Below are 22053 nucleotides of genomic sequence, written 5' to 3'. Positions count from 1 at the left end.
AAGGAGATCCAGAATGGATATCAAAGCAATTTCCGCAGCTCAAAAATACTCGGCGGCTATCCCCGCTGTCACCCCTGATGAAAATGCCTCGGCCTTTATGAAAGATATCGCACTAGACTTTGCGGATACCTTGGCCCGAAGTGAGCATACCGCCAAGGATTCGATGATTGGTGATGCTGATCCACATGCCTTGGTTCAAGCGCTTGCCCAGACAGAGCTGGTCGTTGAAACAGCAGTTGCCGTGAGAAACAAGGTTGTCGAAGCCTACCAAGAAATTCTGCGGATGCCTGTCTGATGATGAATGAAGTCATATTTTATGACACTTTGCGTCAGGGCCTTTGGGTTGCGTTGATCATCTCGGTCCCGATTTTGACCGTGGCGTTGATAACCGGTGTTACCATTGGTCTGGTGCAGGCACTTACATCGATTCAAGAAATGACCCTGACTTTCGTTCCAAAGCTCGCAGGGATTGGCGCGGTGTTTTGGGTCTCAATGAGCTTCATGACGGAAACGTTGGTTTCGTTTTTTCATGACCGCATCATTCCCCTGATTATCGGAGGATAAAATGGATAACGCCAGCTACACTATTCTGACCCGGCAGATGGGCCTGGCCCGCGAAATGCAGATGGTTGCGAATAACATCGCGAATGCTGCAACTACGGGATACAGGTCCGAAGGGGTGATTTTTTCCGAGTTCGTCCAATCCGTGGATCGTGGCGCGTCGTTGTCGATGGGAACCGCAAACGTTCAGAATACGAACTATATTCAAGGTGCGTTGACGCAGACGAACGGGACTTTCGATTTTGGAATTGAAGGTGATGGTTATTTTCTGATTGAAACGCCAGCGGGCGAAAGATTGACCCGAGCGGGGTCATTTTCACCAAATGCAGCAGGCGAACTGGTGACCTATGATGGTTTCCGTGTCTTGGATGCCGGCGGTGCACCTATTTTCGTTCCCTCGGATGCCGGTGATCTGGCGGTGTCAGGTGATGGAACACTTAGTGTAAATGGCGCGCCAATCGCACAAATTGGTGTCGTACGCCCGATTGCTCCATTGGGCATGGTACGCGAAGACGGGGTCATGTTCCGTGCGGATGAAGGCGTCGAACCCGCCGCAAATGCACGTGTTGTCCAAGGCTTTACAGAAGGTTCGAATGTCGATGCGGTCAGCCAGCTCGCACGGATGGTTGAAGTCCAGCGGGCTTACGAAATGGGGCAAAGCTTTCTTGAAAGCGAAGACGAACGCATTCGGACCGCTTTGAAGTCGCTTTCACAATAAATTTTAGAAAATTAACTGGAGGTGCATCATGCGTGCCCTAAAAATTGCAGCCACGGGAATGAGCGCGCAGCAGATGCGTGTAGAAACCATTTCGAACAACCTCGCGAACATGAGCACGACGGGTTACAATGCCCGGCGTGCTGAGTTTTCTGATCTTCACTATCAACAATTGGCACGTGCCGGTTCCGTAAGTGCCTCTGACGGTACTGTTTTACCAACCGGAGTACAGCTTGGCTTGGGGGTCCGGCCAGCCGCAGTGTCAATGCAACTTGCGCAAGGATCGTTGTCGGTAACAGGTGGAGATCTTGATGTTGCTATTGAAGGCAAAGGCTTTCTTGAGGTTACCCTGCCATCTGGCCAAGCGGCCTATACCCGCGATGGAGGTCTAAAGCGGACGGGGGAGGGACTTATCGTGACCTCCGATGGATTCCCCGTTGCGCCGGAAATTGTGATTCCGGAAGACGCGCGAAGTATTTCTATTAATGCGTCCGGCGAGGTGTTCGCTTATTTTGATGGAAATATCGCCGCTCAGCTTTTGGGTCAATTTACGATGTCCGGTTTCAGTAATGCCAAAGGACTTGAGGCCATCGGGGGAAATCTATTCGTCGAAACTGAAGCGTCCGGTGCTGCCTTGGTGTCGACACCGGGCCTGAATGGTCTTGGCACGCTTCGACAGGGTTATCTAGAGGATAGTTCGGTTGATGCGGTGCGCGAAATTACTGAGCTTATTGAAGCTCAACGCGGCTACGAAATGAATGCAAAAGTTATTTCAGCGGCGGACCAGATGATGGGCGCAACAACGCAGATACGCTGATGAAAATTACTTTGGTTACCCTCGCTTTTGTATTTGCCACGCCGTGTTTGGCTCAGGTGGTCGTTCCGACGCGGACTGTTCGGGCTGACGCGATCATCACGGAAATGGATGTTATGATTGGTAATGGCTCCAACGATGATGGGTTTGATCTTCTAAGGGATGTGATCGGCCAGGAAGCCAAAGTTGTTCTTTATGCAGGTCGTCCAATTCTGGTGGATCAAATAGGGCCTCCGGCAATCGTTGATCGAAACCAGATTGTCAGCCTCTTCTTCGAAGGCCGCGGTCTGCGGATAGCAACAGAAGCGCGCGCGCTGGAACGGGGTGGGGTTGGTGACAATATCCGAGTGATGAATCTTTCGTCTCGCGCCACATTATTTGGCCAAGTCCAGCCGGATGGCACAATCCAAATTAAGCAGTAAGGATTTGAAGATGAAAAATGTGGTGTTGGGTTTGACGATTGCCGCCTTCACGGGGGCTTGCGCGCGAACAGATCATATGGGAAGTGCCCCGACTTTCAGTGAGCCGATGCAGAGCGCTGAACATAATGCGATGGTCTATGAGGCATTGCCGATCAGGTTGGAACCTGCGCGGATTGTTGATCAATCATCGCTTTGGTCCGGGACACGCAATTCCCTTTTGGGGGATCGCAGGGCAATGCAGCGCGGTGATATCATGACCGTTGTTATTCAGATTGATGAAAATGCCGAAATTTCCAATCAAAGCGACAGATCAAGGTCTGGATCCGAGTCCCTTTCCGTCCCGGGTTTGTTTGGCATCCCGCAGCGCTTGGACGAAAAGCTACCTGATGGTGCTACATCCGCCGATTTGGTTGGACTAAGTTCATCAAGCAACTCGTCCGGGGATGGATCTGTGAAGCGCAAGGAAAAGTTAACCCTACGCGTGGCTGCGACTGTGGTTGATGTATTGCCAAATGGTGTTTTGTCCATCTCGGGTACACAGGAATTGCGGGTAAATTTTGAGTTGCGCGAACTTTTGGTGACAGGGTTTGTCCGGTCTGAAGACATCTCACGGCAGAATGAAATTACCTACGACAAGATTGCCTCGGCGCGTGTCTCTTATGGCGGACGTGGGCAGATTTCCGACATGCAACAGCCACGGATCGGTCAGCAAGTGCTTGATGCCGTTCTTCCCTTTTAGGAGCATTCCAAAATGGCAAAACTGATACCTATTCTTGTGCTTGTCATATCTGCTGCTCTTGGCTTGACAGCTGGGAAGTTCTTGCGCCCACCACCGCCTGAGCCTGCCGAAGATGTCGCCGAAGAACTTGACGGCGAAAAACCTTCGGAGGAAACTAAGTCTGCGGAGGAAGGAGCTGATGGCACCAGCCCCGCAATGGACTACGTTAAGATGAACAACCAGTTCGTCGTTCCGATTGTCACCGATAACCGTGTATCTGCAATGGTCGTTCTATCTTTGAGCATTGAGGCACCATTAGGACAAGAAGACGAAATCCTTCGGCGTGAACCCAAGTTGAGGGATTCATTTCTAAGGGTTCTTTTCACACATGCAAATATTGGTGGCTTTGATGGAGAATTTACATCTATCGAAAAACTTGGCGGCCTAAAAAGGGCCCTCAAGGAAGTCGCTCAAAGAGACATTGGAACTGATCTGGTCAACGATGTTCTGATCGTTGAAATCGCCCGCCAAGACTACTAGTAGAATAAGCACACTATTTGCTGGCAAATAGATTAACGGCCTGGGCAAGTTCATCCCGGGCCTTTTTCGTTTTGATATCACCGCGCAGATTTTCCGCAAGATCCCGCGCCACGATCAGTTTCCCATAGGCTGTACGAACTTGTTTCAGGTGGTGCTCCTTAATTGCTAAGACCTGAACAAGTTCGCCGTTTAGCGCTGCTTTCTTGCGCCCCAACCATGCTTGCCAAGCGATATCTGCACCGACCGCTCTCATTTTTGCATCCTCGGATAGCGAGGCACGCATTTCGACCGCATTTTCCTTCAGCCGCATAATATCATTCCGCAGACGCGTTTCATGAGCAACCAGACGTTGAAAGCTCTGCTGTTGCTTTTGGTATCGGACCTCAAGAAGGCTCTCGACCTGCAGCAGTTGGTTCAATTTTTTCATCCGCGTGCCTTTGCCTTGAGTCGCATTGCTTCAGCAAATCTGATCGCAGCGGCGACGGCTTGAAAATGCTCCGGCGCGATCATGTCGCCAATCTCGGTGGTGGCGTGAAGTGCGCGTGCTGTCGGAGGATCGCTATGAAGAGGGACGCCTGCCTCGGCCGCCTTAAGGCGTATGGTTTTTGCGATTTCGTCAACACCTTTTGCAACGCAAACGGGGGCTTCTCCCGGAAGTCTGCTCCATTTCAGGGCGACGGCGTAATGCGTCGGGTTAACGATAACCACATCTGCCTTGGGGACATCGGCCATCATCTGACTTTGTGAGACAATCATTGCCCGCTGCCGCCGTTCTTGTTTAAGATGTGGATCACCCTCGGAATTCTTTTGTTCATCCTGAATTTCTTTTCTCGACATCCTGTTTTTTCGTAAATGTTCAAAATACTGCCACAGGGCGTCTACTCCGCCAATTGTCGCCGATATAGCGACCGTAACGAGCAAAAAGCTTAGACAAATCTCAATCATGAGTGAGATTGCAGATGCAGGATCTGTTTGAAGCGCCGAAATCATTTCATGAAGGTTGGCCCGTATAAAAAGTACGAGGCAAATTGAATAGATGCAGAGCTTAAAAAAGCTTTTTGCAAACTCGAAAAGACCGTTACGACCAAACTTGTTTTTAGCATTTGAAATCAATGAAATGCGCGACAGCTTCGGGGCAATTTTGCTTGGGGCAACGACAAATGCGCGCTGTGCGGCAATCGCAAGGAGCACAGCAATTGCGGGGAGAAGAAAGATCGGGAGAGCTGGAAAAAGAATGGATGTTACCAAGCCGCCCGTCGGAGTGGCCGCACCACCGTTGAAAAAGAGATCGATCAGGCGATCAGGTTGATCCAAAAGGACCATAAGTGCTGTGCTTATGTGGGTGATCCCTCCGGATCCGGTATAGGCAAACGCCACAAAAAGACCCGCATAGCCGGCAGCCGTCATGAGATCGGTGGATTTTGCGATATCACCTTTACGGCGAGCCTCCAAAAGTTTCTCGGCAGTTGCTTCAAATGACTTGTCTGAATCATCGTCTTCACCACTCATGGCCGCGCCCCAAACGGGTTTGCCAAATATGCATCAAGCGCGTCTAACCATGTGCTAAGCAAAAGTGGTGAGGCAATACAAAGGATGAATAATCCGCCAGCGGTAATCACAGGCGCACCCACAAAGGCAACCATAAGCTGCGGCATCGCTTTGTTGATCGCACCCAACGCCAGATTATAGAGCAAAGAAAGAATGACGAACGGGGCGGCCAAAGTGAACGCGAGGGACATAGCGTGGCTCGTCTGCGCAAGGCCCCACTCGGACAAATCCGATGGGTTGGGGAATTGTCCTATAGGAAGAGTGTCGTAAGAATAAATAAGGAGAGCGGCAGCTTTAATATGTAGCCCCGCGGTGACGGCCAAAGCCAAGGCCGCAAATACCAGAATATACGCCATAGCGGGAATGGGTTCGACGGCAGCGCCACCTAGAATTTGTGAAAGCGACGTCGATTGCGCCGCGATTGAACCTGTTGTCTGTAGTGCCAGAATGAACAACCGAAGTCCGATCCCCAAGAGTAAGCCGTTGATCGTTTCGGACAAAATTAACCAAATGAGATCCCCAAGCAAAATGGTCGCGTATGACGGGACTTCAATTGCGGGAGACACGATCAATGTGAACGCGAAAGCAATCGCCAGCTTTACACGTGTTGGAATGACTGATTCGCCGAAAGCGGGCATGATCGAGACAAATGCGCCGATGCGTAAAAAGACGGCAAACGCTTGCCACAGCCCGTCTGCGACCAAGGGGGTTAAACTGTCCTGTAGCGGTATCAAGCGGCGATCATTCCCACTAGTGAGGGCCGCGCGTCCAAACCAATTTCTTCGAAAGAGAGCACAGGATTCGAAATCCCTTTGGCGCGCATGACCGTTCGAAGAAAACGACGTCTGCGGGTATTTGTCACGATTGCGGCAAATATTCCATTCTGGCTTGCCTGTGAGAGGCTGGCGGTCATGCCGTCGGCCAGGCGATTGAAAATGTCTGGCGGTAACGCAATATCTAGCCCGCGATCCGCGTCAATTTGATAAGTCTCAAATGTATCCTCCCATTCCGGTGCCAGTTGCACGAGGGGCAGACTCCCGTCTGGTCGTCGCATTTCGGCTACCAATTGGAAGCCAAGTTTCTGACGCACATATTCGCAAATCGCTTCTGACTGAGAATTGTGTGCCCGCGCTTCCGCCGTGGCTTCTAGGATAAGAGGAAGATTTCGAATGGACACTTGTTCATCCAAAAGAAGCCTCAGAACGTTATGGAGCACGTCAATCGGGACCTTGTCGGGGATAAGTTCGTCCAAGAGCTTCCGGTTTGCTTCTGCGCGTGCCGGGTTTGAAATATTGACCATTTCGCTTAGTAATCGCCGCAATGATTTTAGCGTGAGAAGGCGGCTGAAGTTTTGTTTTACGATTTCCAGCAGATGTGTGGCGAGTATTTCAGTCGGCGTGACCAAGGTTATCCCGGCGAGTGCAGCATCTTCCTGATCACGACTATTGATCCAACGTGCCGGGGCACCATAAACCGGCTCCTTTGTGTCGCTTCCCGGTGGCAGCAGCACTGTATCTTCGGGTGCAAGGGCAAGTATTTGATCGGGATTTAGTTGCGCGCGCGCTTGTTCAACGCCCTGTATGCGCAAAATATATGTTCCAACCGGCAGGCCGGGGTGGTCCGTCAGGCGAATTTCGGGCAGGATCACCCCATAAACAGAGGCAACATGCGTACGCATGTTCGCAATGCGTGCATCCAGACCTGTGCCGGGATCAAGCACCATGTTCACAAGATCTGGTGCAAACTCAACATGAATATCATCAAGCTCAAGGATATCACCCAACGGCTTTTCTTTGGGAGTTATGTCTTTGACTTTAGGAGATGCTGTTTCCAATTTGGCCTTTTGCGCGCTTCGGTAGGTCATATACGCAGCCACCCCTAAACCTGCACCGCCAAATAGAAACGGAAAGAAGGGTAGCCCGGGGAATAGTGCAAACATGATCATCAGAACTGCAACGGTACCCAAAGCAGCAGGATGTTTGCCAAGCTGATTAAAGACAGCAAGATCAGTCGCACCCAAGGTCCCGCCCCGAGCCAATAATAGTGCTGAGGCAATTGAGATAATGACGGCTGGAATCTGGGATACAAGCCCGTCCCCGACCGTGAGTATCGCATAGGTTTCAAAGGCTTGGCCGACGGGCATTCCGTGAACAACAACACCCATGATCAGACCCGCGACCAAGTTAAGCATTGTGATCAACAAGCCGGCAACTGCGTCCCCTTTAACGAATTTTGACGCGCCATCCAATGAGCCGAAGAACGTTGTTTCTAACTGCTCCCTTTCCCGGCGTTCACGTGCTTGTTCATGGGTGATTGCGCCAGCGGACATGTCGCTGTCGATCGCCATCTGCTTGCCTGGCATGCCGTCTAGGGCAAAGCGAGCGCCGACCTCTGCCATGCGCGTCGCGCCCTTGTTGATGACCATAAAATTGACGATCAAAAGCACACAGAATACAACCAGCCCTAAGAACACGGACCCGCCCATCACGAATTGCGCAAAACCTTCTATCACGTCTCCGGCAGCATTTGTTCCTGTATGCCCCTGACCAATAATCAGCTTTGTTGAAGATACGTTTAGAGACAGGCGCAGCATCAAGGAGGCGAGTAGGATTGTCGGAAATGCTGAAAAATCTAGGGGGCGATCAATAAATAACGTTACGGTAAATATGAGAATCGCAAGTGCGAAAGAGGCCGCGAGACCGGCATCCAAGACCCACGAAGGCATTGGCAAAATCATCATGACGATAATTGTCATGAGAGCGACGGCTAAAAATATGGTGGGATTCAAGAATGAAGAAAATGATGTCTTTTCTTTCATTTAACGGCCTTTCCTAGTGATCTCACATAAGCGGGGTTGAGGTTAAAACATCCCTGCCCAAGGTGGTTATGTGAAACTTACCGTCAAATTATACGAATAAAATTAATGGAACTGATGTTTTTGGAAATAAGCAGAAATTCTAGAAGATTTTTAGCTCCTCTTTGTTGTGGGCATATTAGGGAGAAGTGGCCGTTCGCTACAAGCGCAGGAGCCGCCGCCCGGAACGAAGCCGTAAAAGTATCACGGTACCTAGGCCGTACCCTGTGGCGGTGATGGAGCGGATATCACCGCAGGAGCCACGTCAGGACAAAACCTATCGGGACATTTCCTACGGAAATACCCTGTCGATCAGTGGATGCATTATTTGAAATTGATGGACCAGATTCTCATCGCGGGTGGCTTTGACCGGCAGGTTATGGAAATCCAAATCCGTATCGCAGTGCTCAATCGATCTTGGCAGACCAGTCACAGAGACCATAGGCAAAGTCACTTCGGGCTAAAGGGAAATGCGCCGTAAGCTGATTTGTGTAACAACGCCCATTTGAGAGTTAAAGTTGCCAGGCATTAAGATATAAAACTACTCAAAACGCAGAGCTGCTTCAATTAAGCTCATGGTAGCTAGGAATAATTCTATTCAATCGACGCTATTATCAGCGCACAACGAATTCTGCGTGCAAAGCGCCGGCAGCCTTAATGCTTTTAAGTATATCGATCATGTCGCGTGGGGATACTCCTAATGCATTTAATCCACCAATGACTTCTGAGAGTGACGTTCCATTAGGTATTTCGGCAAGACCGATTCCCGGCTGTTCCTCAATGGCTGCTCGAGTGCGTGGCACTACTATGGTTTCACCCTCTGCAAAAGGATTGGGTTGCACTACGATCGGTTCCTCTTGAATCCGAAGAACAAGATTGCCTTGCGAGACCGCGACGCGAGAAATTCGGACATCTTCACCCATGACAATTGTGCCGGAACGCTGGTCAACAACGACGCGTGCTTTCCGCTCTGGCTCAACTGATAAGTTCTCAATCCTACCAAGCGCATGAGCAACTGAAGGCATCCTCGTTCTCTCGATGTTAAGCTGGACTGTTCCACTATCAAGCATGACAGCGACTTGTCGTCCGAACTCTTGGTTAATAGCCCGCTCGATTCTAATAGCGGTTGTGAAATCACCTTCCCGCAACGCAAGTCTAAGATCTGTCAAGCTGGACAACTGAAAATCAATTTCTCGTTCCACCCGAGCCCCGGACGGAATCACGCCAGACGTAGGGACCCCTTGAATGACAGCGCCAGCGTCGCCCTCTGCCACAGCGCCACCTGCAATAATCGTGCCTTGTGCTACGGCGTAAATATCTCCATCCGCAGCATTGAGTGGGGTCATGATCAGAGTTCCGCCCATCAAGCTCTTTGCATCTCCGATAGCGGAAACGGTCACGTCAATCTGACTGCCGGTACGGGCAAAAGCAGGCAATGTTGCGGTCACTAGGACTGCGGCGACATTTTTTGGTCTGAATTGCTCTCCTGTAACGTTGACGCCAAGGCGTTCCAGAATATTGGTCATTATGTCTTCGGTGAAAGGTGCATTGCGCAAACCATCACCCGAGCCGTTCAAACCGACCACAAGACCATACCCGACAAGGTCATTCTCCCTTACGCCGTCAAAATCGACGAGATCTTTGATGCGCACTGGCCCAGCCTGAGCGGGCAGGGTCAAAACAACCAGTGCGAGGGCTACAATCAAATTTTGGATCATAGGAAATTGACCAAAGAAAGCTGAGACATCCGAACGGTTACTGAATATAGACTTTGCAATTGGAATTGAACTTCTTCAAGTTTTGTTGCTGCCTCAAAAGGGTCTACCTTTAAGAGAGCGCTTTTTTCAAATTCTGTACTTGTTATTTCAGCGGCATTCCGTGTTGAGATGCCCTCAATCTGCGCCTCGATAAACCCTGTTCTAGACCGCAGGGAAATCACAGAATCACGGGCCCCTAACAGCGATGTCCCAGCGTCAACGAATACCTTGCTTTTTTGCGCTCCGCTGAACCCAAAGGATGGATCCTCCGCAAGGGCTGCAAGGCTAGCAAAGCGCAGCATATCCTTGAGCCGTGCATCGGTTGCGCGGGTGTCGAAGGACACTGTGTCACTGTCTGATAGTTGGACCGGTGCAAGAGTATCAGCCGCACCTTGATAAATGACACTATCAAACCCGGCTGGATCATCAAACCATGCTTGCGCTGCCGAAAACATATCAGCGGGAGTCGCAGCTCCTGCTATAGCCGCCTTGAGTTCGGTTAAGAGTGTTTCCGCAGAAGCGGTTGCCGGGCGATCGGTTGCTGTACCACCAAAAATACTGCGTCCAGCTGATTTTGTGTTAAGTGTTCCAATCAAAACTGAAACAGTAACCCTCGCCTCTTCAGCCGTGTCGGCAGCCTGTGCTCCAACTGTCGATGTCCCTGAAACGATCAGGCTATTTGCAAGCTTTTCGCCAACTTCTTCATATCGACCAAGTGCTGTTTGGGTGATTTCAGCAAATATCCGTGCTTCGGTGGTCGCCACTTGGTACGCGCCCAAAACCTCCATGTTTCTTTCAAGTTCGGTAATGTAGCTGTAATTGCCTGCAAGTGCTTGGCGTACATCCGCTACCTGTCCGGTCGAAAGCTCTTCAGTAAGACGCATCATATCTTGCTTCAGGGCAGTATTGCGATGCCTAAGCATAAATGATTGTGCAAGGTCACCGAGTGATGTGGTGCTCATGATTTATATCCTCAGCAAGGTTTGCATCATTTCATCAACCGCTTGGATCATCCGAGCGTTTGCAGCAAAGGCCTGTTCAACGAGTAAGAGTTTTTGCATCTCTTGATCGCTATCTACCCCCTCGCTCATGAGGCGTTCAGTCAATTCCGTTACTTGTGTCGCACTAAAGCTTAAGGTTTGCTCAGCGTTCAGACGCTCGGCGCCGTAATGCGATGCAAGCGTCGACGTGAGATCGATTGTTGAGTAGGCCCCGCCGCTAAACAGTCCACTAGAGGAAATGTGGCCACTGGAGAGCGCAGAAATCATATTATTGATGAGGGTCGCGTCGCCGACATCACCGGTGGTCGTTGCGCCAATCCCATCCCTCAATCGCCAAGCTTGACCACCTTGATCCGGGTCGATGGCTGCATTCAATACAAGTCGCTGTGCCAAGCCGATTTCATTTGCGGGATCAAAAAAATTCCCCTCGTCGGTAAACAGACCGGCGTCACCGATAGCTAAACTTGGATCAACGGCTGGATCTTGGAATCTTTCCACTAGATTGCGCGCCAGAGCGTCAATTTGGGCCTGTGCTTCGACTGCGATTTCATCTCGAATTTCGAATTGAGCAGCGATAGACCCGCCTGAGAGGACACCATTCGTAGAGCCAGTTCTGAACACGATTCCATTGATCGTCAAACCCGATAACGTACCCGCACTTTCGCTCATGTAAGGGGTGACCAGATTAGAGCGCTCAAAGCCGACTTCGGCTGCCAGACTATCCAACAAGACAGCGCCACCTGTGGAATAGATCGCGACCTGACCATTATCTCTTGCAACAGTCCGTACCGGAACCAGCACGCTAATCTCATCAATAACGCGTTGCCTTTGGTCCAGCAGACCAGAACTATTATTGCCTTGAACTTGAGTTTTCGTGATTTGCGCGTTCAGTTCTTGGACTTGCGAAAGGGCGGCGTTAAGTTGGTCGACCTGAAGGCCGATCGTCCGGTCCGCAGTGGTTCGAATGGATTGCAGCCCATCCGAAGCCTCTTTGAAAGTGTTTGCTAAAATGCGCGCTGAAGACACTACTGTAGATAACCGCTCTGGCGCATCCGGGCGACTTGCTGCGGTGATCAGGTTCTTTTCAAGTTGCGCGGTTTGCGCGGATAAGGACGCAGGATCGTCCGGCGCGCCAAGCAGGTCCTCAACCTTTATGTAAAGGTCTAGAACTGCGGATGCATTTGCTTGTCCCGCTTCTGCGATGCGTTTGTCGTGAACGATGCTTTCGTTTACCAGACGGCTGACGCCGTCAATTTTGACGCCGCCATGTGTTGCAGTCGTGTCAGAAGAGAGTTCAAGCGAGCGTACCCCATAGCCAGGCGTAAGCACGTTCGAAAGATTAGCAGCAATTACCTCTGATCCGCGCCCAGCTGCGCGAAGACCTTGCATTGCACTTGATAGTGCCCCTGAAATACTCATATCAATCCCTCTTCTGACTCAACCCTTGATCAAACGGATAAAGTTATCGTTTGATATTCGTCGTTTCCTGAAGCATCTCATCCACAGTTTGGATGACCTTCGCATTCGAGGAATACGCACGCTGAGTTCTGATCATGGTGGTCAACTCAGTCGCTACATCGGTTGTGGATTCTTCTCGGGAATAGCTTTTGATATCTCCTGTTGGTCCCTCGCCGGAATCCCAAAGGAAGTAGGCTCCGCTTTTTGTCGATGGCAGGTATGTCTGGGAATCAATTGAAACCAAACCTTCGGGATTCGGCATATCAATCAGCGGAATTTGATAGATTGTGTTGCGCAGACCATTGTCATAGATCGCATTTACATATCCGTTTTCGTCCACTTCAACGCCAGCCATATTGCCGATTGGAGATCCATCTTTGGTCAAGGCAATAGGCGCAAAGCTGTCTGAAAGCTGAGAAAGTCCGAACGAACTGCCGATAGCACCGATGTTGAACTCAATCGGGCCGCTGGCGGCATCAACGATAAGACTGCCCGTTGCGGGATCATACGCGTTGCCGACGAGCGTTGTTACTGATGCGATTGTACCGCCCAAAGCGCGGCTGTCATCGAATAGGATCGTATATTCACCTACGACTGAATTGTTCTGCGCAGAATCCCGCAGCTTCACATTCCATTCGTTCGTTGTTCCCGTTGCTGGTACGTTTGGTGTGAACTCCATCGAGATGCTCTTGGACGTTCCAAGGTTATCGAAATATTCAATGGATAGGATTTGTGCTTCACCACTGCCGCCTGCAGCTGTTGCTGTTGCGGGTAAGTTCAAGCTCATATCGACACGTGTCGTTGGGTCGCCGTTAAGGTTCAGCGCAAATTGCACAGCTTGCAAGCCATCGTCCGTATCACGAGGATAAATCGGAATGCTACCGTCCGCGTTCGCAGGCCACCCCATCAAAAGAAGGCCGCTTTCTGTTTTGAGGAACCCTTCTGCGTCCAACCGGAATGAACCGGTTGTGGTAAGCATCATTTCGGGAGACTCGGAGTTTGCGTTAAACTCGGTCGCGGTTGTTACCGGCAAGAAGCCCCGACCCCGTACGGCCAAATCAGTAGAGTTTGACGTGCTGACCAATGCACCATCTTCGCTGATCAAGCGCTGTGAACTGGCCCGCACCCCGCCCGCCGTATAGGACGATGACCCCTCTGATAAAACCAATGAATTAAAATCGGTTACAACCCGCTTGTACCCGTAGGTCGATGAATTCGCGATATTATCTGAAACGGCTGCTAACCGTGTCGCATTAGCTTGCAATCCTGCAACCCCTGCGTTGAGCGAAGATGAAATGGTCATGCGCGAGCCTTTCTGCTGTTCCAACCGTTGTTGGGTTAACTGATAGGGCACGCTCACTTAACACCGGGCTAACAGATAAAATCTGATCTAGATGAATCTGCGGTGTCTACCTCAATAAGATGAACTCAACCCTGTTATTGCGCACGTCCATTGTATCGACCGTCGCCGGTTTCCGATCTGCGAAGCCGCTTACCCGTTCGATTCGGTTCGGTTCAATGCCAAGCTTTTCAAGCAGTTTTCGTGTCTGGTTTGCCCGTTGTGCAGACAAATCCCAAACCGGGTTCGCGACCGCAACGATAGGGTTTGACCGGACGTGCGCCGCGACAGCAATCTTGTTGGTCACAATTTTGGAAGCATCGACGATAACTTCTAACAGGTCTCTCAACATTTGTGTGGGTTGATCGCCACCGGCCTTAAACAAGGGGACGCCTTCGACATCGAAAAGCTCGATCACCATGCCCTCGTCGGTTTGCCGCGTGATGACATGACGGGAAATGTTATCCATAACCATGGATTCCCCCCCGCGCCCCATCAAGTCGGCATCGATCACCTTAAAAAGCTCGCTATTTCCTTCAGCATCCGGCCCGTCGGTACCAGCACCAACGTCGCCTTTTTCTTGACCCTCGATCGGCATCATAGGCGTGGTCGCGCCTGTGCCATTCTTTGGCAAAGTCATTTCCGTGAAAATGCTTTCGCCACCGAAATTGCCGTCACCGCCGCCTGAAATTCGATTGATCGCAATCGTCGGCGTAAAGTAATCAGCAAGACCTTTGCGTTGTTGTTCTGTTGTCGCGTTCAGCAGCCACATCAACATAAAAAAGGCCATCATTGCGGTCACGAAGTCCGCGTAAGCGACTTTCCAGGCACCACCATGGTGCCCGCCGCCTTTGACTACTTTTTTACGTTTAATGATGACTGGTGCCGCATTAGCATGCGCCGCCATTTCCACCACCTCTAATTCACCCAAGATAAGGTTTAGCGGGTAAGGCGTTACACTGGACTTAACATCTCTAATTCTAGGTAATCTTAGCCCAGATGGTCTTCGCCGCGCGCCCGGGACAGCAATATTTGGTGCTGCCGTTCGCGGAACCGTGCCTTGTCGGCTTCGGCGGTTTCGGCCACACATTGATGGCAGCTGACCCCTTCTTCATAGCCTGTTCGTACTGTATCTTCTGGTAAAATCGGTCGGCGGCACCCATGGCACAGCATATGCGGGCCTTCTTTCAGGCCGTGTCCTACGCTCACCCGATTGTCGAAGACAAAGCAATCACCTTGCCAGCTGCTTTCCTCTTGGGGGACGTCTTCGAGATACTTCAGAATGCCACCTTTCAGATGGAATACGTCTTCAACCCCTTGGCCAATCAAGTAATTCGTAGACTTCTCGCAGCGAATCCCGCCCGTGCAGAACATCGCGATCTTCTTGTTGTGAAACCGGGCCTTGTTGGCCTCCCACCAGGCGGGAAACTCGCCAAAGCTTTGGGTTTTCGGGTCGATCGCTCCATCAAATGTACCGATCGCGACTTCGTAATCATTGCGGGTATCGATCACGGCGACATCGTCGCGCCCGATCAGATCGTTCCATTCGGTTGGGTCAACATAGTGACCAACCCGAGCAAGCGGATCGACGTCAGGCTGTCCCATGGTTACGATCTCGCGCTTAAGCCGCACTTTCATTTTGCCGAAAGGCGGTTCGGTCGCGGTGCTGCGCTTCCATTCAAGATCGGCACAGCCGGGAAGAGCGCGGATATGAGCGATGACCGCATCGATCCCAGCAGCAGGGCCAGCGATAGTACCGTTGATCCCTTCGCCGGCGACAAGCAGCGTGCCTTTTACCCCCTGCGCCTCGCACAACGCTTTAAGCGGTGCGCGCAAGCTGTCCGGGTCAATGAAACGGCTAAAGTGGTATAGAGCAGCGATTGTATACATGGGCGTTCAGATACGCCTCTGGACGGTTTGGGGCAAGAGGGCGGTTTCAGCCTGCCTCTTGGTGCAAACAATGTTAAAATGCCTCGAAGACAAGGAATTTATGATGACCAAAGCCCTGATTGTTATCGATGTGCAAAATGATTTCTGCCCGGGTGGGGCGCTTGCGGTGCCCGAGGGTGATCGAATCATCGCTGGCATCAATGCCCTGATGGCCGAGGCTGACGCCGTCATTCTGACCCAAGACTGGCATCCCGCGGGACATTCGTCTTTTGCATCTTCGCATGCGGGCAAGGCACCCTATGACATGATCGAGATGCCATATGGTTCGCAGGTGCTTTGGCCGGATCACTGCATTCAAGGCAGCGAGGGTGCCGATTTTCATGCCTTGTTGGATCAAACAAGCGCTGATCTGATCCTGCGCAAAGGGTACACGCCCGAGATTGATAGCTATTCTGCATTCTTTGAAAACGACAAGACAACCCCGACGGGCCTTTATGGTTATCTGCGCACGCGGGAAATCATGCAACTGACGATGGTTGGCCTCGCCCTTGATTTTTGCGTCAATTATTCTGCCGTTGATGCCGCCAGACTGGGGTTCCAGGTCGATGTGCGCCGGGATCTATGTCGCGCGATAGATCTGAACGGGTCACTGGACGCAGCAATTGAGGCGATGACGGGTGCCGGCGTGGCATTAACATGACAGACCTTTGGAAAAGGCGTGTTTTCATGCCCATGCCTTTCCCCTTGTCACCAGACCTGTATCTTTGTCAAAAGCGGGTTATTCGCAAAGGGGTCCCCAATGGTTGATATCGCCGCACGTGTCTGGAACCACAAATGGAAGATCGATCCGATCGTGCGGTCGTTGATCGACACGGATTTTTATAAGCTGTTGATGTGCCAGTCGGTTTTCCGCAACAAGCCGGAAACCCAAGTCACCTTCAGCCTGATCAACCGATCCAAACATATCCCGCTGGCCGACCTGATCGACGAAGGCGAACTGCGCGAGCAGCTGGACCATATCCGCTCGCTTAGCCTGAGCCGTGGAGAAAGCACTTGGCTGCGTGGCAACACCTTTTATGGCAAGCGCCAGATGTTCCGCCCCGATTTCATGGAGTGGTTTGAAGGCCTGCGCCTGCCGCCCTATCATCTGGAACGCGTTGGCGACCAATACGAACTGACGTTTGAAGGGTCGTGGCCCGAGGTGATGCTTTGGGAAATTCCGGCGCTGGCCGTGTTGATGGAACTGCGTGGCCGCGCCGTGCTTGATCGGATGGGCAAGTTCGAACTGCAAGTGCTTTATGCGCGTGGCATGACGAGAGTTTGGGAAAAAATCGAAGAGCTACGTGAGATTCAAAACCTTTCAATCGCAGATTTCGGCACGCGGCGGCGCCATTCGTTCTTGTGGCAAGACTGGTGCGTGCAGGCCATGCAAGAAGGGCTGGGGAGCGCCTTTACCGGGACGTCAAATTGCAAGATCGCCATGGACCGCGAAGTCGAGGCGATTGGCACGAACGCCCATGAGCTGCCTATGGTTTATGCTGCTTTGGCCGAAGATGATGCTGCACTTGCGCAGGCCCCCTATGATGTTTTGCAAGATTGGCAGGATGAACACGATGGAAACCTTAGGATCATTCTGCCTGATACCTATGGCACACAAGGCTTTTTGGACAATGCGCCTGACTGGCTGGCAAGTTGGACAGGCATCCGGATTGACAGTGGTGACCCTGCGACGGCTGCCCAGATCGCAATCGATTGGTGGACATCGCGCGGCGAAGATCCCAGCACAAAGCGGTTAATCTTTAGCGACGGTTTGGACGTGGCCAAGATCAAAGAATTGCACCGTCAGTTTGCAGGCAAAGTGACAGCTTCCTTTGGTTGGGGCACATTGCTGACGAATGATTTCCGCGGCTTGACCCCCGACGATGCGCTGGCCCCGTTCAGCCTTGTGTGCAAAGCCGTGGCGGCAAACGGCCGTCCAACCGTTAAGCTTTCAGACAATCCCAACAAGGCTATGGGCCCTCAAAGCGAGATCGACCGCTATAAACGTGTCTTTGATGTCGGGGATCAAACGGCGCAAAAGGTGATCGTCTAAGCGGCGATCTTTGCGTCTTTTACACGCTGGCGACGTTCTCTCCAGACGATCAAAAGGCCGCCTGCAACAATCAGTAACGCGCCCGGGAAAAGTTCGGACCACGGCGCTTCGCCGTAGAAAAGCCACCCAAGCCCAAAGGCAAAGGGGATACCGAAGTAGCTGAACGGGGCAAGGTTGCTTTGTTCGGTCATGCGGTATGATATGACCAGAAACAGGACTGCCGTACCGCCGAACCCGCCCATTGCGGCAATCCAGAAGATATCCGTGGCCTCTCGGAGCGGGCTGAAACCCACGGTGAAAAAGGCAAGACAAAGAGACCCTGCCGCCGCAAACCCGGATGAATAAAGGTTTATCAACGCGCTGGGCACATCATCGTCCATCATCCGGGTAGTGACGGCGACAAGGGCGTAACACGCAGCAGCCGCCAACGGTAAGAGCGCCGCAGGCTGGAAGGAGTCCCGCCCCGGCCCAACGACCATTATCACACCGACAAAGCCCATCAGAACGGCACCCCACCGCAGCACGCCAACCTTTTCGCCAAGCAGCAGCACGGCCAAGGCAACCATGATCGGGGCATTGGCATAGGTAATGGTTGATGCGGTTGCAAAGGTAAGCAGACCAAGGGACAGGTAAAAGAAGAACTGCGCGAAGGTCAGAATAAACCCGCGCATAAGCGCAAACTGCCACTGACGGATTTTCAATCTACGCCCGTTTTTGTGCCATTCCGGTGACCACCAAAGGGCGATGCCAGCGGGGATCAAGCCTGCGATATTACGATAGGCGGACAGTTCGGCGGCACCGTAATGCGGGGACAGATGCTTGATGATCAAACCCATCATATCAAACAGTAACAAGGCGATCAGCGAAAAGATGATCGCGAGGGTCGTTTTGTTCATCGGCATAGATTTGCGTACCCTTGCGGGGCATTTCCCGCCTGCAGCAGGCTAACAGAGCGGGTGGTTTTGACTATTAAAAAATGCCAGTCGTGATGATGTTGCCCTAGGTATTCGGATCAACCTTGCCACGCAGGTTTTTGACCTCGCCGCGCACCTTCTTTTCTTTTAGGCGGCGCTTTTTCGATCCCAAAGTCGGCCGTGTGGGAATCCGACGTTTGGGCGGTGTGAGGGCGGATATGATCAAATCCTTTAGCCTGTTGCGCGCAATCTCACGGTTGCGGGCCTGACTGCGGGTTTCGTCACATTGGATCACCAGGGCACCTTCGGTGGTCCAGCGACGCCCCGCCAGTCTGCGCAGACGTGTTTTGACCGGAGCGCTCAGAGAGGGCGAGGTGGCCGCCTCGAACCGCAGTTCGACCGCGCTGGAGACCTTGTTAACATTCTGACCACCGGGGCCAGAGGCGCGCATGAACGTCTCTGTCAGTTCCCAATCCTGAATGGCAATGTCGTTGGAAATGTGCAGCATCGTTTACCCCTTGGCCTGACTATCGCATTGCTGAGGCCCGAGGTGAAGGGGGAGATGCGAAGAGGGCCGCCCCAGCTAAGGAGCGGCCCAATCGAATGGTTTACGGAGGTGGGATCGGTTAGATCAGCGATCCACCCGGGTTTCTTCAACCGCCAAGGGCTGCCCTAGCGGGAATCCTCCCAAGCTGTTCCGACACCTCGCTCCAATACCGTTCTTGACACTGGATCACCTCCTTTACATTTGTTGAACTCACGTGAAGCGTCGCACAATCAAACTGAATGTCAAAACAGTTTCTGCGCCTGATTACAAAAAATTGTATGTAACAAGCTGGCTGCTGAATTGAGCGGCAAAGCCGCATTCTATCTATTTTGCGGATGAGGGACGCTGTCCCTCAAACTCCCTGGGATATTTTCAAGCCAGAGAAGCCGAGGGACACATTTCAGGTATTCTTGAGCAGGCGTGCTGTGATCATGCGAAAGGGAACCAGTGCAATCAAGGCAAGGCCAAGCTTTACCGACCAGTCCGCGACTGCGAGGGAAACCCAAAGTGGGGCCATGGGGCCAATGCCCAGAAGCGGCAGGGTTTCGGACGCCCAGGAAACGTCTGTACCAAGGTGAATAAAGGACAGCGCCCCTGAGAAGGCTATCGAGAAGAATATAACCGTGTCGACTGTGCTGCCGATCAAGGTGCTGGCCAATGGCGCACGCCACCATTTTCCCTGCCGGAGCGCCGAGAAAATCGCGACATCCAGCGATTGGGCGACCAAGAAGGCGAGACCTGAGCCGATCGCGATACGGATAGTAACGAGAGGGCCGAATTCACCCATGATCTGCGTGCCGACAAGCGAGCAGACAAGGCCGACGCCAAACCCTGTGAGAACCACACGGCGGGCGGGGGCCTGGCCGTAGACGCGATTCATCACATCTGTGACGAGGAAGGCAAAGGGGTAAGTGAAAGCGCCCCAAGTGAGCCATTGCCCGTAGAGAAACTGGACCAGAATGTTCGAAGCCACAACGATGGCAGCCATGGCAAGGATGCCAGGAAGATGTGTGCGTGTCATATATTAACCGTTTTTTGCAAGGGTGCGGCGACTTGGCCTGCGGGGATCGAAGACCGGCCCCCTTTAAGCGCAGGAACTGCATCTTGCAAGCAATGTGATGACGCGGACAGTTTCCCGTCGTGGCAAGCAGGGGCTAGTTTGCCTCGGCTGTGGGGGTATCACCGATAATTTTTAGCAAGCCTTGGTCGTTGAGCCCAGTCAGATCGTTCAACGTAGCCTATCAGGCCAAGCGCGCGGTCCAACACGTTTCGGCGCTTCTGCGTTAGCCCAGCAGCACGGTCTTGAAATCGCCCCGCAATCCTGCCTCGAGCAGTTCAAGATTAGGCGAGCAGTCTGTGTATTGCGCGACCATTCCCGGCGGGATGACAAAGGCGTCGCCCGGCTGCAAATCACGGGGGGGCTGGCCTTCGGCAGTCAGGGTCATTGACCCTTCCATGACAAAGGTAAAATGGATGTCAGCGTCGTGTTTGCTGGGCGGCGGCGTGCCTGCGTCAACGCGCACAACCTGAATGCCTGCAATCCCTCGGGTGCCATCGCTGATGCCTGTGTCGCGCGCGTGAAAGCCGGGGATGCGGAACGGCTGCCAGACTGCCCCGTCTTTCAGGTGATGCACAAAACGCTGGCCGTCCCATTCGCGCATTGGGTCGCCTTTCCCATTGGGCAGGGCCATGTCGTGGTCGATGGTTGTGACATGTTCGGCCGGCACACCGATTTCGATCACCTCGATGTTGGGCGAAGCCTCAACCACGCGGTGGCGGATGCCGGGGGGTTGGGTGACGCAGTCGCCCGCGTGCAGGCGGATCAGGTCTCCTTGGTCTTCGTACAAGACATCAACCCAACCGCGGTAGCAAAAGATCAGCTGGAACCCGACCGTGTGGTAATGCACCATGTCCGGCACAGGCCCCCCATCGGGGATGCGGATGTGGCTGGCGATGATCGACCCGCCAAGCCGCGAGGGGATCAGATCACGGTAGTGCATGCCCGCGCGGCCAATGACCCAAGGGGCCTCGTCACGCAGGCGGCGCACGGCAAATTCGTGCTGTGTCTGGGGTTGATCGACGGTTGGCGACAGTGGGGCGATTTCGATCCGTGTGCCGTTGGGTGCCACCAACGCGCGGGCCCCCTCCGCAAAATCGTCAGGATCATCGGTCAGGATGCGGATTTTTCCGGGGGGCACGTCGGCACCCTTTTCGATGCGGATGCGCAGGCCGTGACCGGAAAAGCTGGCCACCGATGGATCATCTGCGGGAAAGATACTGTCCAGCCGCAGGCCAAGCGTTTTGGTATAGAAGGGCAGGTCATCGCGCAGCTCTTGAGTGGGGAGCAGCACTTCGGCTTGGATCGAGTGTGTCATATCAGGCTTCCGGTGTGGTTTGCGGGGACACTGGCACTAATCGCTGGCATCCTCAACGGTCTGTTGGGTCTCGGGACTGGCGACACTGATGCGGGGCAGACCGCCCATTTCGGGGCGGCGGCTGAGGGCGCGCAGCACGGGTTTGTTCAGCGATACCGCACCGCCAGTTTCACGTACGACAATATAGATGCCGCTGGTGATGATGATCCCCGCACCAAGGAATGTCATCAGGTCCGTCGTCTCATCAAAAAACAGCCAGCCAAACAGCGCGGCCCAGATGATCTGGCTGTATTGCATCGGTGCGACCAGTGCTGCATCGGCAAGGGTATAGGCGCGGATCATCAGGGTCATCGCAAGGACTGCCAGCACAGATACCGCCAGCACCAGCCCCAAATCCTCAATCGGCATGGGGACATAGACGAAGGGCAACAGGCAGAGCATCACCACGAAATTCGCCAACAGTGGATACAGCAGCAGCACCTCGCGACGTTCCTGACCTCCGATCTTG

24 protein-coding genes and 1 pseudogene are annotated in these 22053 nt (G+C 52.8%); 10 read left to right on the top strand and 15 right to left on the bottom strand.

Annotation, left to right across the window (positions count from 1 at the left end):
- The first annotated feature begins 13 nt into the window (after positions 1–13).
- From fliE to ABYT07_RS05395, 7 genes are read left to right on the top strand one after another with little or no spacing between them, the layout of a single operon-like run.
- Entirely contained in the window at positions 14–295 is a 282-nt protein-coding gene (gene fliE, locus ABYT07_RS05425; protein ID WP_372989987.1) for a flagellar hook-basal body complex protein FliE, read from the top strand.
- Positions 295–564 carry a flagellar biosynthetic protein FliQ gene (locus tag ABYT07_RS05420; protein WP_372989986.1) on the top strand — a complete coding sequence of 90 codons (270 nt, stop codon included), beginning with the start codon at positions 295–297 and terminating at the stop codon, positions 562–564. Before fliE ends, ABYT07_RS05420 begins: the two co-directional genes overlap by 1 nt.
- 1 nt (position 565) lies before the next feature.
- A complete protein-coding gene (locus ABYT07_RS05415; RefSeq protein ID WP_372989985.1) occupies positions 566–1279 on the top strand; it encodes a flagellar hook-basal body complex protein in 714 nt (237 codons plus the stop codon).
- A 28-nt stretch (positions 1280–1307) separates the two neighbouring features.
- Positions 1308–2093, top strand: coding sequence for a flagellar basal-body rod protein FlgG (gene flgG, locus ABYT07_RS05410; RefSeq protein ID WP_372989984.1), 786 nt, complete (start codon positions 1308–1310; stop codon positions 2091–2093).
- Entirely contained in the window at positions 2093–2512 is a 420-nt protein-coding gene (gene flgA, locus ABYT07_RS05405) for a flagellar basal body P-ring formation chaperone FlgA (RefSeq protein ID WP_372989983.1), read from the top strand. The genes flgG and flgA overlap by 1 nt, the downstream gene beginning before the upstream one ends.
- A 10-nt stretch (positions 2513–2522) precedes the next feature.
- On the top strand, positions 2523–3251 hold the full coding sequence (gene flgH, locus ABYT07_RS05400) for a flagellar basal body L-ring protein FlgH (protein WP_372989982.1): 729 nt from the start codon (positions 2523–2525) through the stop codon (positions 3249–3251).
- A 12-nt stretch (positions 3252–3263) separates the two neighbouring features.
- A complete protein-coding gene (locus ABYT07_RS05395; RefSeq protein ID WP_372989981.1) occupies positions 3264–3770 on the top strand; it encodes a flagellar basal body-associated FliL family protein in 507 nt (168 codons plus the stop codon).
- 13 nt (positions 3771–3783) lie between these two features.
- Here the strand turns inward: ABYT07_RS05395 and ABYT07_RS05390 are convergent, their stop codons facing one another.
- Genes ABYT07_RS05390 through flhA form a run of 4 tightly spaced genes read right to left on the bottom strand, consistent with a single transcriptional unit; the run spans position 3784 to position 8136 of the window.
- Positions 3784–4197 carry a hypothetical protein gene (locus ABYT07_RS05390; RefSeq protein WP_372989980.1) on the bottom strand — a complete coding sequence of 138 codons (414 nt, stop codon included), beginning with the start codon at positions 4195–4197 and terminating at the stop codon, positions 3784–3786.
- Positions 4194–5279, bottom strand: a complete 1086-nt coding sequence (gene flhB, locus ABYT07_RS05385) for a flagellar type III secretion system protein FlhB (RefSeq protein ID WP_372989979.1) — start codon at positions 5277–5279, stop codon at positions 4194–4196. The genes ABYT07_RS05390 and flhB overlap by 4 nt, the downstream gene beginning before the upstream one ends.
- Positions 5276–6052, bottom strand: a complete 777-nt coding sequence (locus tag ABYT07_RS05380; protein ID WP_372989978.1) for a flagellar biosynthetic protein FliR — start codon at positions 6050–6052, stop codon at positions 5276–5278. The genes flhB and ABYT07_RS05380 overlap by 4 nt, the downstream gene beginning before the upstream one ends.
- Positions 6049–8136 (bottom strand): flagellar biosynthesis protein FlhA, encoded by a 2088-nt coding sequence (gene flhA / locus ABYT07_RS05375; protein WP_372989977.1) that lies wholly within the window; start codon positions 8134–8136, stop codon positions 6049–6051. Before flhA ends, ABYT07_RS05380 begins: the two co-directional genes overlap by 4 nt.
- Before the next feature lie 198 nt (positions 8137–8334).
- Here flhA and ABYT07_RS05370 point away from each other — a divergent pair.
- Positions 8335–8636: pseudogene (locus tag ABYT07_RS05370) on the top strand (hypothetical protein); the annotation flags it as partial.
- Positions 8637–8786: 150 nt separating this feature from the next.
- On the opposite strand, the gene ABYT07_RS05365 reads toward ABYT07_RS05370, so the two are convergent.
- From ABYT07_RS05365 to ABYT07_RS05340, 6 genes are all read right to left on the bottom strand, one after another.
- A complete protein-coding gene (locus ABYT07_RS05365; RefSeq protein WP_372989976.1) occupies positions 8787–9890 on the bottom strand; it encodes a flagellar basal body P-ring protein FlgI in 1104 nt (367 codons plus the stop codon).
- Positions 9887–10891 carry a flagellin gene (locus ABYT07_RS05360; protein WP_372989975.1) on the bottom strand — a complete coding sequence of 335 codons (1005 nt, stop codon included), beginning with the start codon at positions 10889–10891 and terminating at the stop codon, positions 9887–9889. The genes ABYT07_RS05365 and ABYT07_RS05360 overlap by 4 nt, the downstream gene beginning before the upstream one ends.
- Before the next feature lie 3 nt (positions 10892–10894).
- A complete protein-coding gene (gene flgK, locus ABYT07_RS05355) occupies positions 10895–12349 on the bottom strand; it encodes a flagellar hook-associated protein FlgK (RefSeq protein ID WP_372989974.1) in 1455 nt (484 codons plus the stop codon).
- A 43-nt stretch (positions 12350–12392) separates the two neighbouring features.
- Complete coding sequence (locus tag ABYT07_RS05350) at positions 12393–13691, bottom strand: flagellar hook protein FlgE (protein WP_372989973.1); 1299 nt, start codon at positions 13689–13691, stop codon at positions 12393–12395.
- A 106-nt stretch (positions 13692–13797) separates the two neighbouring features.
- A complete protein-coding gene (locus ABYT07_RS05345; RefSeq protein WP_372989972.1) occupies positions 13798–14634 on the bottom strand; it encodes a flagellar motor protein MotB in 837 nt (278 codons plus the stop codon).
- 83 nt (positions 14635–14717) lie between these two features.
- Positions 14718–15617, bottom strand: a complete 900-nt coding sequence (locus tag ABYT07_RS05340; protein WP_372989971.1) for a rhodanese-related sulfurtransferase — start codon at positions 15615–15617, stop codon at positions 14718–14720.
- 103 nt (positions 15618–15720) lie between these two features.
- On the opposite strand from ABYT07_RS05340, the gene pncA reads away from it, so the two are divergent.
- Complete coding sequence (pncA, locus tag ABYT07_RS05335) at positions 15721–16317, top strand: bifunctional nicotinamidase/pyrazinamidase (RefSeq protein WP_372989970.1); 597 nt, start codon at positions 15721–15723, stop codon at positions 16315–16317.
- Positions 16318–16416: 99 nt separating this feature from the next.
- Entirely contained in the window at positions 16417–17709 is a 1293-nt protein-coding gene (pncB, locus tag ABYT07_RS05330; RefSeq protein WP_372989969.1) for a nicotinate phosphoribosyltransferase, read from the top strand.
- Here pncB and ABYT07_RS05325 read toward each other — a convergent pair.
- From ABYT07_RS05325 to ABYT07_RS05305, 5 genes are all read right to left on the bottom strand, one after another.
- Entirely contained in the window at positions 17706–18611 is a 906-nt protein-coding gene (locus ABYT07_RS05325) for a DMT family transporter (protein WP_372989968.1), read from the bottom strand. The genes pncB and ABYT07_RS05325 overlap by 4 nt on opposite strands.
- Before the next feature lie 97 nt (positions 18612–18708).
- Positions 18709–19131: an alternative ribosome rescue aminoacyl-tRNA hydrolase ArfB gene (gene arfB / locus ABYT07_RS05320; RefSeq protein ID WP_372989967.1), complete on the bottom strand. Its 423-nt coding sequence runs from the start codon at positions 19129–19131 to the stop codon at positions 18709–18711.
- Between the two features lie 439 nt (positions 19132–19570).
- Positions 19571–20191, bottom strand: coding sequence for a queuosine precursor transporter (locus ABYT07_RS05315; protein ID WP_372989966.1), 621 nt, complete (start codon positions 20189–20191; stop codon positions 19571–19573).
- 262 nt (positions 20192–20453) lie between these two features.
- Complete coding sequence (locus ABYT07_RS05310; protein ID WP_372989965.1) at positions 20454–21545, bottom strand: cupin domain-containing protein; 1092 nt, start codon at positions 21543–21545, stop codon at positions 20454–20456.
- A gap of 36 nt (positions 21546–21581) precedes the next feature.
- A partial coding sequence (locus tag ABYT07_RS05305) for a DMT family transporter (RefSeq protein ID WP_372989964.1) occupies positions 21582–22053 on the bottom strand: 472 nt, incomplete at its 5' end.

Origin of the sequence: Sulfitobacter sp., from assembly GCF_041552635.1 — a bacterium.
GTDB lineage: Bacteria > Pseudomonadota > Alphaproteobacteria > Rhodobacterales > Rhodobacteraceae > Sulfitobacter.
This window is presented reverse-complemented; position numbering and strand designations above follow the sequence as displayed.